The organism is Fructilactobacillus sp. X2R5C2 (genome assembly GCF_059901375.1).
This window is the reverse complement of record NZ_JBWXUX010000029.1, coordinates 1-258: the sequence shown is the minus strand read 5'-3', so window position 1 is coordinate 258 and position 258 is coordinate 1. Positions and strand designations below refer to the sequence as shown.

Genomic DNA, 258 nt, shown 5'->3' with positions numbered 1-258 from the left:
CCGCAGGCGTGCCGGCGCGCGCTATCAGCTACGCCGGGCTCAAGGACCGTCAGGCCCTGACCCGTCAGTGGTTCAGCCTGCACCTGCCGGGCAAGGCCGACCCGGACCTGTCGCGTGCTGAAGATGCCAGCCTGCGCGTGCTCAAGCAGGTGCGCCACCAACGCAAGCTACAGCGTGGCGCGCATTCGGCCAACGGCTTCACCCTGCGCCTGACAGCCCTTGCTGCTGACCACCAGGCTGTGGATGCCCGCCTGGCAC

1 protein-coding gene is annotated in these 258 nt (G+C 69.4%); it reads left to right on the top strand.

Annotated features, from left to right (window positions below; genetic code table 11):
- Nucleotides 1-258: tRNA pseudouridine(13) synthase TruD (truD, locus tag AC6UD2_RS06815; protein ID WP_500698438.1), on the top strand; the 258-nt coding region annotated here is incomplete at both ends.